Origin of the sequence: Streptomyces lydicus (assembly GCF_000717345.1) — a bacterium.
Classification (GTDB): domain Bacteria; phylum Actinomycetota; class Actinomycetes; order Streptomycetales; family Streptomycetaceae; genus Streptomyces; species Streptomyces lydicus.
Window position 1 is genome coordinate 262794 of the sequence record NZ_JNZA01000001.1, and the last position, 15618, is coordinate 278411.

At 70.3% G+C, this 15618-nt stretch carries 16 protein-coding genes; 10 read left to right on the forward strand and 6 right to left on the reverse strand.

Features of this window, described 5'->3' with window-relative positions; all coding sequences use genetic code 11:
- Window positions 1-16: 16 nt before the first annotated feature.
- A complete protein-coding gene (locus OO62_RS01175) occupies window positions 17-430 on the reverse strand; it encodes a hypothetical protein (RefSeq protein WP_033265282.1) in 414 nt (137 codons plus the stop codon).
- A gap of 175 nt (window positions 431-605) precedes the next feature.
- On the reverse strand, window positions 606-1328 hold the full coding sequence (locus OO62_RS01180; RefSeq protein ID WP_051732464.1) for a helix-turn-helix transcriptional regulator: 723 nt from the start codon (window positions 1326-1328) through the stop codon (window positions 606-608).
- A gap of 126 nt (window positions 1329-1454) precedes the next feature.
- On the opposite strand from OO62_RS01180, the gene OO62_RS01185 reads away from it, so the two are divergent.
- From OO62_RS01185 to OO62_RS01220, 8 genes are all read left to right on the forward strand, one after another.
- Window positions 1455-1997 carry a DUF2231 domain-containing protein gene (locus OO62_RS01185; protein ID WP_033265163.1) on the forward strand — a complete coding sequence of 181 codons (543 nt, stop codon included), beginning with the start codon at window positions 1455-1457 and terminating at the stop codon, window positions 1995-1997.
- A gap of 70 nt (window positions 1998-2067) precedes the next feature.
- A complete protein-coding gene (locus OO62_RS01190; RefSeq protein WP_033265164.1) occupies window positions 2068-2493 on the forward strand; it encodes a hypothetical protein in 426 nt (141 codons plus the stop codon).
- 1 nt (window position 2494) lies between these two features.
- Window positions 2495-3145, forward strand: coding sequence for a GTP cyclohydrolase I FolE (gene folE, locus OO62_RS01195; RefSeq protein ID WP_078616958.1), 651 nt, complete (start codon window positions 2495-2497; stop codon window positions 3143-3145).
- Between the two features lie 59 nt (window positions 3146-3204).
- A complete protein-coding gene (locus OO62_RS01200) occupies window positions 3205-3561 on the forward strand; it encodes an ArsC/Spx/MgsR family protein (RefSeq protein ID WP_033265165.1) in 357 nt (118 codons plus the stop codon).
- A gap of 135 nt (window positions 3562-3696) precedes the next feature.
- Window positions 3697-4269, forward strand: coding sequence for a GNAT family N-acetyltransferase (locus OO62_RS01205; protein ID WP_078616959.1), 573 nt, complete (start codon window positions 3697-3699; stop codon window positions 4267-4269).
- 43 nt (window positions 4270-4312) lie between these two features.
- The gene (locus OO62_RS01210; protein WP_033265166.1) at window positions 4313-4777 is read left to right on the forward strand and encodes a DUF5959 family protein; all 465 of its coding nucleotides are present in this window, start codon (window positions 4313-4315) and stop codon (window positions 4775-4777) included.
- 69 nt (window positions 4778-4846) lie between these two features.
- Entirely contained in the window at window positions 4847-5542 is a 696-nt protein-coding gene (locus OO62_RS01215) for a GNAT family N-acetyltransferase (RefSeq protein ID WP_033265167.1), read from the forward strand.
- A gap of 76 nt (window positions 5543-5618) precedes the next feature.
- On the forward strand, window positions 5619-6269 hold the full coding sequence (locus tag OO62_RS01220) for a DUF1963 domain-containing protein (protein ID WP_033265168.1): 651 nt from the start codon (window positions 5619-5621) through the stop codon (window positions 6267-6269).
- A 207-nt stretch (window positions 6270-6476) separates the two neighbouring features.
- Here OO62_RS01220 and OO62_RS01225 read toward each other — a convergent pair whose 3' ends face one another.
- A complete protein-coding gene (locus OO62_RS01225) occupies window positions 6477-6911 on the reverse strand; it encodes a hypothetical protein (protein ID WP_033265169.1) in 435 nt (144 codons plus the stop codon).
- Window positions 6912-7246: 335 nt separating this feature from the next.
- Between OO62_RS01225 and OO62_RS40385 the strand changes: the two genes are divergently transcribed.
- Entirely contained in the window at window positions 7247-7504 is a 258-nt protein-coding gene (locus OO62_RS40385) for a hypothetical protein (RefSeq protein ID WP_033265170.1), read from the forward strand.
- 342 nt (window positions 7505-7846) lie between these two features.
- Window positions 7847-10714 carry a helix-turn-helix transcriptional regulator gene (locus OO62_RS01235; RefSeq protein ID WP_078616960.1) on the forward strand — a complete coding sequence of 956 codons (2868 nt, stop codon included), beginning with the start codon at window positions 7847-7849 and terminating at the stop codon, window positions 10712-10714.
- A gap of 24 nt (window positions 10715-10738) precedes the next feature.
- Here OO62_RS01235 and OO62_RS01240 read toward each other — a convergent pair whose 3' ends face one another.
- The 3 genes from OO62_RS01240 to OO62_RS01250 are packed head-to-tail and all read right to left on the reverse strand — an operon-like array spanning window position 10739 to window position 15569.
- Window positions 10739-11926 (reverse strand): thiopeptide maturation pyridine synthase, encoded by a 1188-nt coding sequence (locus tag OO62_RS01240; protein WP_033265171.1) that lies wholly within the window; start codon window positions 11924-11926, stop codon window positions 10739-10741.
- On the reverse strand, window positions 11923-12954 hold the full coding sequence (locus OO62_RS01245) for a thiopeptide-type bacteriocin biosynthesis protein (RefSeq protein ID WP_033265172.1): 1032 nt from the start codon (window positions 12952-12954) through the stop codon (window positions 11923-11925). The genes OO62_RS01240 and OO62_RS01245 overlap by 4 nt, the downstream gene beginning before the upstream one ends.
- Window positions 12951-15569 carry a lantibiotic dehydratase gene (locus tag OO62_RS01250; protein ID WP_033265173.1) on the reverse strand — a complete coding sequence of 873 codons (2619 nt, stop codon included), beginning with the start codon at window positions 15567-15569 and terminating at the stop codon, window positions 12951-12953. Before OO62_RS01250 ends, OO62_RS01245 begins: the two co-directional genes overlap by 4 nt.
- Window positions 15570-15618: the final 49 nt, after the last annotated feature.

A 15618-nucleotide genomic window follows, 5' to 3' on the forward strand; every position in this document is an offset into this window, starting at 1 on the left:
GGTGGGGCGGGAAGGTTCAAAGACTGAGGGTGATCGCGGCGGCGATGCCGCCCAGGCCGAGGGCGAAGGCGGCCTGGGGCCACCCGCCCGTGCCCCAGCGGAAGAATCGGTCTACCGCCAGCCGCCCGGGGCCGGTGGCGGTGATGCCGAGGGCGACCACGGCGATGCAGACGCTGTACTCCACTCCGCCGTCCGTCTCCCAGAGGCCGTGGGCTCCGGCGAATCCCCTACCGGTCTCCGCCAGGCCCTTGCCTCCGAAGATCCCGAACAGCTTTTGCGTGCCGTGCCCGGCCATCAGCAGCCCGAATGTCAGCCTGATCAGCAGAAGCCCCCAGTCGGAGGCGGACGATGTCGCCGTGACGGTGCCTGGTGCTGCCGATGCCGTCGTGGCCGAGGGGCGGCGGTGGTACGTCATGAGTTTGGTAACCATGGGAATGCTCCGGTCGAAGGACGCCGGGCCGCTCCCGTGGTCGTCGCCCACGCGCACCTCGGCGCTGCGACCGTGCCTTGATCCTGCTGGCCGGCTCAGTGGTGGCGCCAGGCGGCGTCGGTGACGTCCTCGGTCGGGAGCTCGACGACGTCGCTGTGGTGGAGAGGGCTGTGCATCACCCCTTGGTAGGGCCCAGCTGGACGCAGCATTCCCCGGGGCGTGGGGCGAGCGTCGCCTCTACGCCGCTGACCTTCAGGCCCTCCAGATAGCCGGTGATGAAGGCGTGGTTCATGCCGCACACCAGCTCGGGGGCCTTGGCGGCCAGGGGGTGGAACGGGCAGTTGCGCAGCCGCAGTTGGGTGGGGGTTTCGCGGACCGGCTCGAAACCGTGCTGGTCGAGCATCCGCTCGCAGACGCTCAGTCCACGTTCTGCGCCGAGCCGGCCGGGACGTGTCTGTTCCCGTTCGCTCGCGCCCAGTTCCCGGCCGCGCCGGCGGGCTGAGCGCAGGGCGGCCTCGGCCGCGGATTCGCCGTCGTCCTCGGTCAGGACGGCCTCCAGCAGGAGGTCGGCCAGCAGTTCGTGACGGCGGTCCGGGATGCTGACGTGGATGTGGCTGTCGGTGGGTTCGTAGACCTTGGGCTGACGGCCGACCTTCCGGATCCCGCCGGGTGATTCGTACCGGGCGCGCAGCAGGCCGGCGTCGACGAGCTTGTCGAGGTGGAAGGCCGCGAGCTTGCGTGAGATGCCCACGCTGGCGGCTGCCTCGTCGCGGGTCACGGGGCGGCGCTGGCGCCGGATGAACGCGAACATCTGCCGTCGGGAGTCCTCGCCGAGGACGCTGACGGACTCGATCGCGGCGTCACCTGCAGGAGGCTGCGGCGTTGCGTCAGAGGTCACGTCTTCACAGTAACGCGTACACCGATAGGTGCAACCGGCAAACCTCCGTGCGATGCGGTGTGGAGCTGGGCATCTTGACGGCCCTCACAAATAAGACCAAGATTTGTTGGTGAAACTGGAGGCGTCATGGTGGATCCGTCGCATGAGCAAGCCAAGCGGCCGGTGAGTGCTGCGCTGGCCGGACCGTACGGGCACCCGTTCCACCCGATCCTGGTCACCGTTCCCATCGGGGCCTGGGTGGGCAGTCTGGTCTTCGACATCGCCTCGCATCTCGCGCGTGATCCGGACTTCCTCGTCCGGGGGGCGATGTGGCTGATCGCGCTCGGGGTGATCGGCGCGCTGGCCGCGGCCCTGGTCGGGTTCCTGGACCTGTTCGCCATCCCGCCGGGCACCCGGGCGTTCCGCGTCGGCCTCGTCCACATGACGCTGAACCTGCTGGTGACCGCCGCCTACGCCGCCAATTTCCTGTGGCGGCACGCCGGCCACCGGCCCGATAGCGGCGTGGGCGACGGAATGCTCGCGCTGAGCGCCGTGAGCCTCGCGGCCCTGGGCGTCTCGGGGTACCTGGGCGGCAAGCTCGCCTACCGCTGGGGCGTGCGGGTCGCCGACGAGGGCACCCAGGCCGAGGGCTTCGTGCCCACCCACCGTCCGCCGGGCTCTGCCGGCTGACCACCTCCACCAGCGTGTCCGCGCGCAGACGCGGCCGCGGTGGGTTCCCCCTTCACCACGAGGAGTCCTCATGGACATCGCCGCACTGATCACCTGGGTGATCACCGCTCTCGGCGGCTTCTACATGCTCGGCACCTGGCTCGCCCGCGGAGGCGCCAAGGCCGGCAACAGCCGCCTGCCCGTCCCCGTCATCTTCGGGCACTTCGCACTCGCCGCGGTCGGCCTGGTCGCCTGGATCATCTACGTGATCACCGACAAGGACGCCCTGGCCTGGACCGCCTTCGGCCTCCTGGTGCCCGTCGCCCTGCTCGGCTTCGCGATGCTGGCGCGTTGGATCCCGGTCTACCGGGCCCGTTCCGCCGCGGCCGCCGCGGGACAGCAGTCCGAGCCCGCCGAGCGGTACTTCCCCGTACCGGTGGTGGCAGGGCACGGCCTCTTCGCCGTCGTCACCGTGGTCCTGGTCCTGCTCACCGCTCTCGGGATCGGTGGCAGCTGACATGACCCAGCATCCCCCTACCGCCCTGCACCTGGCACCCGGCGACCCGGACGCTCCGATACCCGCGCAGGCCGCACTGCGCGTCGTCCAGGAAAATGACGGCATCGACCTGGTCGCAGCCGAACGCGCCGCCGGACAGTTCCTGCAGGCACTCGGCATCAGCACCGCATCCGAGAGCCTGCACGGAACGCCGGGGCGCATGGCCCGCGCCTACGCCGAGCTGTTCAGCCCCCGACCGTTCGACCTGACCACCTTCCCCAACGACGAGGGCTATGACGAACTCGTCCTGGCCCGCAGCATCCCCGTGCGCTCGGTGTGCGAACACCATCTGCTGCCGTTCGTCGGCACCGCCCACGTCGGGTACCTGCCCGGCCGACGCATCCTCGGCCTGTCGAAACTCGCCCGCGTCGTCGAACACTTCGCCTGCCGCCCGCAGGTCCAGGAACGCCTCACCAAACAGGTCGCCGACTGGCTGCAGACCCAACTCGAGCCCAAGGGCGTGGGTGTCGTGATCGAGGCCGAACACACCTGCATGACCCTGCGCGGCGTCCAGGCCACCGGCTCCAGCACCCTCACCTCCACCCTCCTGGGCACCCTGCGCAGCGATGCGCGCTCACGCAGCGAATTCCTGGCCCTGGCCGGCCTCACCTGACCTGACCGCACCATGCGGGGCACCGCTTCGCCCGGACACCAACGAAAGACACCCACCCGATGGAAATCTGGATCAACCCGGCCTGCTCCAAGTGCCGGTCCGCGCTGTCGCTGCTCGACGCAGAAGAGGCGCAGTACACAGTGCGGCACTACTTGGAAGAGCCGCCGACCGCAGACGAACTCGACGCGGTCCTGCGGCGCCTGGCCCTGGAACCGTGGGACATCACCCGCCTCGGCGAACCCATCGCCGCCGAACTGGGCCTGGCGGCGTGGCCGCGCGAAGCGGCGGACCGCACCCGGTGGATCGAGACGTTGACCGCCCACCCCACGTTGATCCAGCGGCCGATCATCACCGCCGACGACGGGACGACAGTGCTGGGCCGGTCACCGGAGGCGGTGCGCTCCGTCCTGCCGTAGCGCCGCAGACTGGATTCCGCCGCTCTCACCGCTGGCATCGTCGACGTACGAATGACCAGCAGCCGGTGGCGGGGCGATGCCCGGGTGCGAAACCCGCGTGCGGTCCAGCGCTCGCGCGTGATAGTCCACCCTGCCATGGACGATCTTGTGACAGCGCGGCTCGTACTTCATCCGCTGAGCATCAGCGAAGCCGAGCGAGTGCTGACCGGAGAACCGGATGACACCGCCCGATGGGCGCCCGACTACCCCGCGGAGGGCGACGTTTCCGCGGCCAGACGATTCCTCAATACCTGTGCGAACACCGGTGATCCCCGACCGTTCGGCACGTACGAAATCCGTCGCAGCGAGGACGGGCGCACCATCGGCGGCGTGGACTTCCACGGAACTCCGGACGAAAACGGCAGTGTCACGATCGGCTACGGCCTCATCCCGTCAGCGCAGGGCAAGGGATACGCCTCCGAAGCCCTCCGCGCCCTGCTGGCGTTCGCGCGCGCCCACGGCGTCACCAGCGTGGAAGGCGACACCGACCGCGACAACACCGCCTCCCAACACGTCATGGCCGCGGTCGGCATGCGACTGGTCGCCGAAGACGAACGACTGAAGTACTACAAGATCACCTGGAACGGGACAACGGAGATTGCTGAGCCGAAACACCAACCACACCAAGCTCACCTCACCCGTGACCAGCAGTTGCGGGCAAGCTTTTGAGGAAGGATGGCCACGTGACCAGTGCGAGGAAACGAGGCCAGCTGTGACGGAGCCGAAGGCAGTGGACCTGATCCACTTGGAGGACGGGGACGGCAACCGCTGCACAGTGCGCGTCACCGGCCGCTTCCGGCCCGGAGTCCTGACCGGCCACGACATCCTGTGCGCTGACGTCCTGGTATCCGCGAGCTTCGTCGACGCGCGTTTGGAGATGTGTCTCTCCCCGCAGGACCTCTCGTCCTGGCAGCAGTCGCTGGCCGAACTCACCCCGGGCGGCAACGCGAGCCTCGGTGGAGACCGGGGCCTGCATCTCGGTATCCACGTGAATGACGAGCGATCGGTCTCTGTCTGGGTCGAGGATCCAGACCGTCTCACCACAGCGTTGACGATCCGGCCGCCGGCCGGCTGGCTCGACGAACACCACGACCGACTCCAGCAGGTTCGGCAAGCCTGGCCCAGAGAGGTCGTGGAAACGGCTCCCATGGCGTACGAGTGGGCACTCCGCCCCTGACAAGCACGGACTCCGCGGAGACACTCACCGGCGACCCGCAGCGTGAGCCACGAAAGGCACGAGACAACAGTGAACGGTCACACCACGGCACTCGACGACCCGGTGGGGGAGTCGCTTCGCGGTCGGCACGCCCACCTCGCCCGCCGGCGCGGCCGTGCCGCCACCTACCTTCCCGACGTCGCGACCTTCGCCGCGGTGTCCGCTGCCCCTGACGAGGCGGAGTGGGCCGACCTGGCCCGGCTTCTGGGCCGGGGCGAGCTCGCCGACATGTTCAGTTCCCCGGCGACGCCGCCGACGAGCTGGGCGCCGGTCTTTGCCCTTGACGGCCGTCAGATGACCTGGTCCGCAAGCAGCCCTCCGCGCGTTCCGCATGCCGGCCCAGACATCGAGGAACTGACCGCGCAAGACATCCCCGACATGCTCGACCTCGTCGCACGTACCCGACCGGGACCCTTCTGGCCGCGCACCAACGAACTCGGCACCTACCTGGGCATCCGCGTGCACGGCGCGCTGGTGGCGATGGCCGGCGAGCGGCTCCGCCCTCCGGGATGGACCGAGATCAGCACCGTCTGCACCGCTCCCGAGGCCCGCGGACAAGGCCACGCCGCCCGCCTGATCAGCACCCTTGCCGCGCGTATCGCGGCGCGGAACGAGCGTCCCTTCCTGCACGTGGCCGAGACGAACACCGGCGCGATCGCACTCTACGAGCGGCTCGGCTTCCGGACCCGCAGGCACGTGACGTTCCGCGGGTTCCGCGTGGCTTGACAACCCCGAGCGGGACGCAGGTGACCAGCGCGCTTGCTAGAAGGGGATGTCACCGGTGTGACCTAGAGTCCCGGCCATGACGACTCTGATGATCGAAAATGGTCCTTCTGCGCCGGATGCGCTGGTGACCCGGACAGGCGGAGTGCCCCTGGCTGGGGTCGGCACCGAATGGCCATGCTGCTCCTCATGTGAGGGCCCGATGCAGTTCCTTGCCCAGGTTGTCCTGGATGACCTCGGAGAAGAGGAGGGGGAGAGCAAGGGAAAGGGAGGAGTCCTTGCCCTGTTCGCCTGCCAGAACGACCCGGGCATGTGCGACGACTGGGAGCCGCGCTCCGGAGGCAACCGGGCCTTGCTCTTCCCACTGGATGGCCTTGGGCCGATACCCCTCCCTGAGGGGGACGAGGAGGCGCCGCTCGTGCTCGGCGACGTTCGGGCCGTCGTCCTGGAGCGCGAGTCCGAGGACGACTACGATCTGGCGCGCGCAGCGTGGGCAGCGAGAAGTGAACGACCCGAGTCGTCTGTGCTGGGGCAGCTTGGGGGACGTCCTGCCTGGATTCAGGCAGACGAGACACCCTCCTGCCCCTCATGCGCCCGTACGATGCCGTTCATCGTCCAGCTGGAGGAAGGCCCGGATCACAGCACCTCGATGAACTTCGGTGGTGCGGGCAGTGCCTACGCATTCGCCTGCGAGCCGTGTGGCCGCGCGTTGTTCCTGTGGCAGTGCTGAAGCCGACCCGGCGATCTGGGACCTTCACGTGCATGCCGTCAGTGGACGGTCGCGGGTTCTCCTCGGCGAGCTCGTTGTTGGGCTCGGCCAGTTCGTGATGGGCCAGCTGCTCGACTCTACGTGTCCCGCACGTGGGGGTTGACGTCCGGTCGCGGACGAGGCGGCCCCGGTGCGCCGCACCGGGGCCCGCAGGGGAGCTATGCGGCTTCAGAACGTCCAGGTGGTGTACCACGTGGCCTGACTGGAGGGATGTGCCAGGTCGGAGGTGACTCCACTGAGGCGGCCGTCAGTGCCTCGGGAGCCTATGTAGCGGCCCTTCGAGCCGTCGCTCCAGGCGATGACGAAGTAGATGTAGGAACCGTCCACGAACCCCTGCTCGATGGTGCCCGTTGTCGTACTTCCCGTCCTGGCTATACCGGTGAGCTTGCCCTGGGCGTCCTGGGTCACGGAGAGCGTGGCGTTGGACGAATTGCTCTGGTACACGGTCCAGATCCCTCCGACGTTGAAGCCGGCTGAGGCTGCCTTGGCCACCGGTGCCACGGAGGGCCGGTGCGCCGCGGCCTGAGCGGCGGGTGCGGCGAGGACGGTGCCACCCAGTGCGACGGAGAGAGCCACGGCGGCCGTGACGAGTCTGACGCGCATGCGGATTCCTTTCCCAAAAAGGCAATTTATGCGGCATAGGGCCTTCTGCGGAGACCTGAGCCTCGCAGGAGCAGCTGTTCCCGCCCAGGCGAGAACCGGTCATTGGCGGACATGCGGTCGACCGGAATGTGACGTGACGGCACCGAGCCCGGTAAGGAATCCGCCGGCAAAGTCCGTCTGGGGCTGGGGCGGGCCGCCGTCCTCGCCCTCGATGAACGCGTCCCGCGCCGAAACCCCGATTACCCGACGGCAGATCTTCGGGGAGCCCGCATGGGCACATCCGATGCCGTGTGCCTGTCCCACGGCTGGTGGCACAGGCGCTTAAATATCGGAGTGTGACTACAGAGCCGCAGCGCTTCAAGATCTTGTTGGTGCCCGAACACGTTGAGGGCAGAGGCGGTGCCTCCGCGGAGGACTCAGCCGTGCGATCGGCGGTCGTCGAGGCCACAGGCGAGACGGGCGCCTCTGGCTACCCCCGCTACGCCGGGAACGGAATCGTGGCCGACATCGACCCCAGCACGCGTACGGTCGAGGCGGTACTCGTCGATGGCGCAGAGCTGGACTATGGGCTTACCGCGAGGGTCACTTCCTGATCGTGAAGCGGGGAAGCGGCCTGCACACGCGCGATGTGTGGCTTGTTGGCCTGCAGGTGTGCGCGCATGCTCAGGCTGCTTGAGAGCGCTCCCGAGGAGCGGGCGCCGGAACAGGGGGTGCCGCGCGATCCGGCCCGTCCAGCGGTGTGGCGGCGGGCAGTGGCACGGTGCGCGTCTACGCCGCATATCGGGTGCGAGGACACCTAAAGGCATTCTGCCAGAAGGCGCTTCTTTCGAGACAATTGCGGAAGTATCCCCTTCATGGCTATCGCGAGTCCTGTGGACTGATCGTCGTTTTTGTACTGCGAGAAGTGTGGGACGGCCGGTGATCGGGAGGGGCTCATGGCGCTCGGGGAGATCGGCCGCGGGAGCGAGACGGCGCGGCTCCGTGCCCTGCTTGACCAGTCCCGTAGGGGCCGCGGGGCGGTGGATCTGACGGTCGTCCGTGGCGAGCCAGGAGCGGGGAAGTCGGCGCTGCTGGACGCTTTCGGAGAGGAAGCCTCCGCAGCTGGGTTCCGCGTGGCCGCGGTACGGGGGACAGGACTGGGGGAGCGCCCGTATGCGGCGGTCCATCGGCTCATCGCCCAGTTACGGCCCGGTGACGGCCAATTCTTGGCGGACCAGTACTGCACACCGGATGGCGACCCTGTCCAGGGGTGGGCTGCCGTGGTGCAGACAGGGAGGAAGACCCCCATTGCCCTGTGTGTGGACGACGTGGCCCGTGTCGACAACTGGTCGCTCCGATGGCTGCTGGATCTGTCCCGGACAGTGCCGCCGATGCCGCTGGCCATCGTGCTCACGGCCACGATCTGCGGCGCCGGGGCCTGGGCCGCCGCCACGAATGGCACCTCCCACGCGCCCGTCTCCGTACTCCTCACCGCGGCCGAGCCCATCGACATGCCGGGGCTGCGCACGGAGGATCTGCCCGAAGCTGCCGCCGCACGATGTGGCGTCGTTCTCGACGCTCGGACCGCCGCGGTGTGTGGCGACCTCACCGGAGGTAATCCCGCACTCCTGCATGCCCTGCTGGCGCCGCACTCCGACAGCGCGCCCACGGAGGACGCGCTCCGCGCCACCGCGGCATCAGGTGCTCTGACGGGAGCCGACCGGTGGCTGGCGCCGCTCGGCACGCCCGCCCTGGCCCTGGCGCGGGCAGTCGCCGTGCTCGGTGGCGGCGCCGAGGTCGCGGTCAGCGCTGAACTGGCTCACCTCACGGTCGAGGAGGCGCTCGCGGCCGTCGACCAACTCGTCGACGCCTGTGTGCTCGCCAACCGCACCCCGTTGGCCTTTCGCCACCCGCTCCTGGAGGCGATGGTCCTCGGCAGCATCGCCGCCGGCACCCGGACTGCGCTGCATCTGCGGGCAGCTGCCCTGCTGCGCGACCGGCAGGCTGAAGCCACCTCCGTCGCCCACCACCTGCTCGCCACCGGCCCCGTGGGAGAGGAATGGGCGAAGCGCTGCCTGCGGCTGGCTGCACGTCAGCTGGAGCAGGAGGGCAGGCCCCACGACGCAGCACGGTATCGGCGCTGCGTCCTCCGCGAGCCCCTCCGTCCCCAGGAAAAGTTGGCCATTCGCCGGGAACTCGCCGAGCTGTACGCCGTCATCGACCCCGAGCGTGCCGTTCACCTCTTGGACGCCGCCCGCTGCGAGTCCCATCCCCCTGGCATCGTCGTGGAGTACGCGCTGGCGCTGGCCGCCGTGCTGGACGGGTGTGGCCGGTCCGAGGACGCCGTCACCGTCCTCGACGACGCTGCCGCCCGGCTCGGACGAACACCGGGCGACAACTCCTGGCAACTGCGGCTACGCCTGCACAAGGCTTTCATCTGCCGGCGCGCCCCGCTGTGGCTGGCGCGGGCCGCCGATCCGCTGGGCAAGCTGACCTGCCAGGCGCCACGCCGGGGCGTCGCCGGCCGGGAACTCGCGGCCCTGCGCTCCGTCCATGCGGTCGATGCCGGCGCCGACCGGGGGGCGGCCGCCCGGTACGCCCGGCAGGGCTTGCCCCGGGGGGAGGGGTGCGGTTCGGCCACCCTGCTGTGGCACGCCTGCGGCGCGCTGGTGGCGGCCGGTGAAGTCGCCGAGGCGTGGACCCATTGCAGCCGCGGGCGCCAGGTCTCCGGTCTCCGAGCCGGCCGCTTGGACCACATCACGTTGGCATTGGTGCGCGCGACGGTGTTGCGGGCCCGAGGTGACCTCTCTACCGCCGACGCCACCCTGACCCCCATGACTGACCGCCTGCTTTCCTTCGCAGCCGCCGGGCACCCCTTGGCCGTGATCGGCGTGGCGGCCCTGGCCGAGGTGCGGGCCCTGCGGGGAGCGACGGACTCGGCGCGCTCCCTGCTCGCCGAGAGCGGGCTGGACCGGCACCAGCTGCCGTGGCGGCGGGACTCGGCGTACGCCCTGGCCGCGCGGGCCGCGGTCCACGAGAGCGACGATCCCGGCCGCGCTGTGGAGGACCTGCTCGCGGCGGGGCGCCTCCTGGACGAGGCCGGCGTGCGCAACCCCGCGGTGCTCCCTTGGCGCTCCCGTGCCGCTCGGGTCCTCGCGGCGTGCGGGGAACGCGACGAGGCCGCCACACTCGCGGGAGCCGAACTGGAGGACGCCCGCCGCTGGGGCACCCCGGAATCCGTCGGCACCGCGTTGCACGCCCTGGCACTCGGCGAGTCCGGGGAGCAGCGCATCAGTGTGCTGGCAGAGGCGTCCACGACGCTCGCCCGGTCCCCGGACCGCATGCAACATGCCCTGGTGCAGGCGGTCTTGGGGGCGGAGCTTGCCGGGTCCGGCCGGACGGAGGCGGCACGCGTCGAGTTGCTCTCGGCCCTCCAGCTCGCCCATGCCTGTGGTGCCGATCCGCTGGCGCACCGCATCCAGAGAGCCCTGGGGCCACTCCAGGCAAGGTGCCTGGAACCTTTCGCCCCCTCCGGGGCGCTCTCGGCCACTCCCCGCCTCCGCTCGGCCGGTGAGGTGGTGCCCGCTGCGACCCCGGAGCCCGAAGGTCACGCCGCCGCGCACGCCGCCCATCCGCTCCTGGACAGCCTGACGCCCCAGGAACGGAAGATCCTTCACCTGGCCCGGGACGGATACTCCAACCGTGACATCGCGGGCCGGCTGTTCGTTGCCGTCCGCACCGTCGAATTCCACCTCTCCGGTGCGTACCGCAAATTGGGCATCGCCGGACGCCGCCAGCTCGCCGAGGTGTTCAGCGGCGGTTGACGACCGGCCGGTGCAGCGCGGGCCTCATCGCGTTCCCTCCGCCCACTCAGCGCCGATCCGCCGCCAGCCGGGCTCCTCCCGCCCGTCCGGCGCGGCCACGTACCTCTCGAAGCTGGCGATGGCCGACGTGCCGTGCACCGACTCCACGGTCCGCGCCGCCAGATGGCACAGCAGACCGCGTTCCACGGGCGCGAGACCCAGCCGGTTGAGGTGGAGGTAGAGGTAGTTCATCACCAGGCGGAACGAGGCGAACCACGCGTCGTCGACGAGGAATTCCTGGTGCCCATGGTCGGACAACAAGAGCGTGTGGAACTCGCTGAGCTGCCGCGTCGGCATACGCGGAGCCAGCGCCGCCCCGCCCATCGACACCTCGCCCGAGGCGAGCAGCGGCTGCGCGATGCGTTGGTGACGACGCACGGCCCGCGCCCACTCCGGTACGAATGCCACCCCGGAGCCGGTGGCATCGGTGCCCTCCGGCTCCGCGAGGGCCGCTTCCACCTCCCGCAGCCGTGCGCTCAAGGCGGCTTCCTGGCGGCGGAACCGCTCGTCGAAGCGGGTGCGGTAGGCCACCGGATCGTTCGTGCGGGACAGAAAGGCGTCCGCGTGCGAGCGCAGTGACAGCACCCCCCGCTCGATCGGGGCCCCGCCGTCCTCGAACGGGATCGCCGCCGCGGCCGCCGTGGTCCACATCAGGTCCAGGGCCAGCACGGACAAGGGAGCGGTGCGCAGCTGCTCGTACATCCGGAACGCGAGGTCGGTCGTATCGGAGAGGAAGTCCGCCATCAGCTCGCTGGCGCGGAGCGAGCCGAGCACCTGCAGCCGATGGTCGTACGGGCGCTCCACGACCGTGTTGTCCGGCACCCACGGACGGAGCGGCCCGGGCTCCATCTCCAGCTCCGCGAGCCGCTCGTGCACGGGTGCCAGCGCGGCCTCGTCCAGCCGCGCGGTGGAGGGGCACGCCCGTAGGTAGTCCGTGACCACGCTCCGCACCACCGGGCGAACCCGCGCACACCACGCCGTCTCGTCTGTAAGGAAGTTGAGGCGCAGGTGGGGGCCGCGCAGCCAGTGCCGGCCGAACCAGCAGCCGCGCACCCAGGGCCGCACGCCGGCGAACGCGGGGCGTACCGCCTCACGGATCAGCTCCGGCTCCGCGGCCTCGTCGTGATGGTGGACGTGCAGACTGTGCCAGGACGCCTCGACGCCCCCGGTCATGCGACGTCCTGTGCCTCGGGCAGTTCGGCCAGCACTCGCCCCACCAGGAACCGCAACTGGTTCTCCTGCCACAGGGTGAGCCCGAGCCGGTTGTTCACCAGGTGGGCGCAGCGCAACAGCACCAGGCTGGTGGCCGGGTGCGCGGTCGCCGGCAGGTCCAGCGGCTCCGCCAGCGGAGAGGCCGCCCAGTCGGCGACGAACTCGCCGGACTCCTCCATGCGGTGCAGCTCGTCGCGCAGTTGCCGTACCGATGCGAGCCAGTATCCGCGCTGACCGGTTCCGGCCGGTTCGGCGGCGAGCGCCCAGGTGCGCCGGGCGCGCGCGTGCAGTTGCTCCCGCTGGAGTCGGTAGCGCGGTTCCACGTCGGCCGCCTCGGGGCCGCTCCCGAACGGCAGCGGCGGACCACCGTGCTGCGCCCACCGCTCGCGGACCTCGTCGCACAGCGCGAACACGCCCACCACCAGGTCGAACGCCAGCAAGGCCCGCTGCTCCACGGTGGTGCCCGCCGTGATCACCGACAGCGCCAGCCGGCTCGACTCGCAGAAGTGCCGTTCCACGGCAGCGATGGCGGCGCCGTGGCCGTAGTCGTCGTGCTCGCGTGCGTACGGAAGGAACTCCACGGTGTTGTTGGCCCGCACCACGACGTCGTGGCCGGCGCGGCCCTCCAGCCCGGCCAGCCCCTGCGCGACCTGCGCGAAGCGGGAGCGGTCCACCACATCAGGAGCGGGTGAAAGTGCGAGGAACGCGCTCAGGCCACGCTCCATCGCCTCGGTGACTTCGGCGCGGTCGGTGGCGTGCGAGGGGAGCAGGCGCAGGCGGACATGGGGGCCGCCCTCCCAGTAGCGCAGAAAGAAGTACCGCTGGATCAGTCCGTGTTTCTCCAGCTCCGACACCAACGGCTGCACGCAGCGGCTCATGAGTGCGTCCTGGTCGGTGTCGTAGAAGACGTGGGCGCACACCCAGTCCTGCGACCGTGCGGTCGCCGGATCCAGGCGAGGGCCCGCGCCATGTCCGTTCGTCGTACTCATCGTGTCCGTCCTTCGTTGATCTCGATGAGGTATTCGGTCACCCGAGGCCCGCTGTCGCCGTATTCCGGCATCTGCGAGGGGCCGGGCCTGGCCTCTTGGAGGAACAGCACCTGACCTGCACCGGAGGCGAGCAGCCGCTCGAAGACCCCGACCAGCAGCAGATTGGCGAAGTCCACGTAGAGCGGCTTGCGGGACTTGATCCGCCACACGTCTCCGCTGACCACCGACTGAGGGTCCAAGGCACGGACGAAGCAGCGCTGCGGCATCCCGTGTTCTGCCAGCCACCCGGCGAGCCGCAACAGCAGGGACCGGTCGCTCTCACCCTTGCCCCGCCGCGGTACGGCGTCGGGTGGCAGCACCCACTGCCGGCGGCTGACCGTCGTACGGCCCACGACCACCCGCGGTTCCGCCAGGACCTCCCGCACCTCGGCGAGGGAGGGGTCGCCGAACATCCGTCGTCCGGGGATCAGCAGATTGGACGTGGCGCCGAAGGTCTGCATCAGCAGGCGCAGCGCCGGCGGCAGCCACAGCTCCGCGATCAGGTTCGGGTGGACCGGCCGCAGCTCGCCGGCGTGCCCGCGGGCGTGCAGGGCCAGCAGGCCGAGTGCGGGATCGTGCCGCACATAGAGGTCCCCCAGGGGGATGCGGTGTTCCGGGCCCCGCAGGCTGCGCCCTCCGGGGTACTCGATCTCTGCGGCCACGGCGGACGCTCGCAGCCCCACGTTGCTTCCGAAGTGGCGGCAGGTGTCGGCATGGATGACGCCGGCAGGCGGGAGGGCGGTGTCCACGGCCGCGTCCCGCGCCGCGTCGATGCCGGCCTGGGTGAGCAGCCGTCCGATACGGTCACGCCCCCGGCCGTGCCCGGAGTTAACGGCGTTGACCACGAACTGGGGCACAGAGCCGGTGCCGAGGGGCTGGCCGTAGTAGGCCACGGAGTCCGGCACCCGCATCCACGCGGGCCGGCGCCCGGTCACCGCGAGGAGCCGTTCGGGGGCGATCCGTGCCACTCCGTGCGCATCGGCCGGCGCCGCGCGGACCACCTCGCACAATGCGTCCCGCAGTGACGCCAGCTCGCCCAGCCGTGTGAGCCGATGCTCGTGCATCGTCCGGTAGCCGTGCACGGCGACGGAAAGCAGGGCGAGCAGCGCGGGGTCCTCGCGCAGCCACGTCTGGACCTGCCGGTGAAAGGTCAGGAACGGCACGGTCTCCCCGGCCCCGACCCGCTCGGCGAACAGGTCGGCGAGCGTGACCCGGCCGGGCAGGGCCGGGTCGAGCACGGCGTAGCAGTGTCGCAGCGCGTCCAGATCTCTCAGGATCGGTTCCCACGCGCTTCGGTCCGGTGCGGGAAGGGGCGCCGCCAGCAGGGCGTTCTCGATGACGCTGTTCTTGGCGGGCAGACTGAGGTGATCGGCGCCGAGCAAGTCCCTGATCCGTCGTAGCGCCTCCTCGACGGTCTCGATGGCGTGCACTCGTTGCGCCGGATCCGTCATCTCCGGGTAGTCCGACAGCTTTGCGGCGATCACGGCGAGTTCCCGCTCGACCCCGACGAGCTCCGGACTCGTCGCACCGGCCAGCCATGAACGCAGGTCGGCGACGTGATCGAGGGTCTGGTCGGCGAAGGGCCGCTCGGCCTCCAGCAGTCCCAGCTCCTCCAGTCGCGCCAGGTACGCGCCGGCTGCGGCCGGGTCGCCGCCGGTGCGGCGCGCGACGGTCCGGGCCGCCTCCTCGCGGGTGGGGCGGCCCTCGCGCACCACCTCCACGCACACCCGTACCGCAGCCGCCTCGGGCAGGGTCCGGAGCGGCTCCTCGGCCCCGGCCCCCAGGAACTGCCAGCCACCCTCGGTGAACGTGGCGCTGGGGTTGAGTCGCAGTCTGCAGCGCCCGGCGAGGTCAGGATGGCTTCCGAGTCTGCGGACGACCTGTTGGACGACCCATACGTTCAGCTCGGCGACCGTACGCACTTCCGGGCCGGTGGACGCGTGGCCCTGTTCACGGTCGCTCCACGTACCCAGGCCGCTCGCGGTGAACGTGCTGAACGGGCTGGTCTTCATGGTTACCCGCCCGAGGTACTTTGCGAGCCGCAGCGCCAGCGAGCGTTCCGGTGCCCGCTCGTCGGGGTGCGCGAGCCATTTGCGCACCTCGGCGAGGAGCACCGGACTGCTCAGCACGAGACCGTGCTGGAACCCGGGATCGGCTGCCGCCTTGCGCAGCAGCGTGGGGTGGGTGCGCAGGTGGTGGCCGATCAGCTCGTCGAGTCGGGCCAGCGCCTCCTGATGGCCGGCCCGCAGCCGCGCCCAGGTGTCCACCTGGGCGACGAGGGCGTGGGGTAACAGCGCACGAACGGCGTCGTTCCAGTGGCGCTCGGCGAGCGGGCGGCGATTGTGGATGGCTCGCCGTACGGCCACCAGGAGCGGCTTGCCGGAACCGGCCCGTCCGATCTGCTGGTAGAGACGGTCGGACAACTCGGCTGCCAGGTGGTCCAGTCGGCGTTCGGTGCCGCGTACGGTCTCGACCTGGTCCCACAACTCCGGCGAGCGCAAGTCATCCAGCGTGGTCGCGGGCAGCCCGCCGATCCGTACGCCGAAGGCGTCCGATGGTGAGAACTCATCGGTCATGGCGGACTCCAGTCACGGAAGGTGCGGAAATGCGGGGAGTGGGCACGGC